Origin of the sequence: Rhodococcus olei, assembly GCF_039540555.1 — a bacterium.
GTDB lineage: Bacteria > Actinomycetota > Actinomycetes > Mycobacteriales > Mycobacteriaceae > Rhodococcus_G > Rhodococcus_G olei.
Map to the genome: position 1 here is coordinate 1 of NZ_BAABFB010000108.1, position 1,394 is coordinate 1,394.

A 1,394-nucleotide genomic window follows, 5' to 3' on the forward strand; every position below is an offset into this window, starting at 1 on the left:
GTGAATCCGGGTGCGGGTGACACGATCACGGTGAAGTCGCAGTTCGACCGGACCGGTGGTGTCGTGGAGTACATCCAGGCGGTGAAGGATGTGCATCCGACGTGCTGGACGTATGTGAACGGTTCGGCGAAGGTCGACGGTTCGTCTCAGGGTGTTGAGAGTCAGGGTGCCGATTTCGTTCGGGTGACGGGTAGTTGGGCGTTGTACCCGGCGATTTCGCCGAATCTGCGGACGTATGAGTTCTCGTACAAGGTCGGGGCGGATTGCCCGCGTGGTGTGGCGCAGTCGAGTTCGTTGTACTACTCGGGCACGCTCGGTTCGGGGAACTACCCGGACAAGGGTCCGGCGGTGACGGTTCGTAAGGACACGTCGTCGACGTCGTTGGCTGCGGTGTCGGGTGCGAAGGTCGGGCAGGTGTCGCAGTTGACGGCGACGGTGACCGGTGGTGCGCCGGGCAATGTCGTCGAGTTCTACGACGGGGCGACGAAGATCGGTGAGGGCCCGTTGGTGGGCACTGCGGTGTCGATCGGGTGGACGCCGGCGACGGCGGGGCAGCACAGTCTGTCGGCGAAGTTCTTGGACACGGCGGTGGCGACGGGGTCGCAGTCGGCGCCGCAGTCGGTGCAGGTTGGCGCGGCGGATGTGGCGACGTCGACGAGTCTGACGGTTCCGGCGACGGCGGCGACGGGTCAGGCGGTGGAGTTGAAGGCGACGGTGTCGCCGGCTCCGTCGGGTGGCACGGTGCAGTTCAAGGACGGCAACGCGAACATCGGTGGTCCGGTGACTGTGGTGAACGGTGTGGCGACGTTGTCGCAGTCGTTCGGTTCGGCGGGTGCGAAGTCGATCACGGCGGTGTTCTCGGGTGCTGGTGAGTTCCAGGCGTCGACGTCGCAGGTGTCGACGGTGACCGTTGCCGATCCGGATGTGGCGACGTCGACGAGTCTGACGGTTCCGCCGACGGCGACGACGGGTCAGGCGGTGGAGTTGAAGGCGACCGTCAGCCCGGCCCCGAACGGTGGCACGGTGCAGTTCAAGGACGGTGACGTCAACGTCGGTGGTCCGGTGACTGTGGTGAACGGTGTCGCGACGTTGTCGCACACCTTCGACGCGGCGGGCGCGAAGAGCGTCACCGCCGTCTACTCCGGTGCGGCCGGGTTCCTGACGTCGACGTCTTCTGCGTCGACGGTGACGGTGTCGGATCCGGCTCCGGTGGACGTCGCGACGGCGACGAGCCTGACCGCCCCGGCGACCGCGACGACGGGCCAAGCGGTCGAGTTGAAGGCCACCGTCAGCCCCGCTCCGAACGGTGGCGCGGTGCAGTTCAAGGACGGCAACACGAACGTCGGTGGTCCGGTGAACGTGGTGAACGGTGTCGCGACGCTGTCGCACACCTT

Annotated in this window: 1 protein-coding gene; it reads left to right on the top strand. The window is 66.6% G+C overall.

All coding sequences use genetic code 11. The features are described 5' to 3' along the window. Positions 1 to 276: 276 nt before the first annotated feature. Positions 277 to 1,394 (top strand): Ig-like domain-containing protein (locus tag ABD951_RS28530; RefSeq protein WP_345353654.1); only part of this gene is annotated, 1,118 nt, incomplete at its 3' end.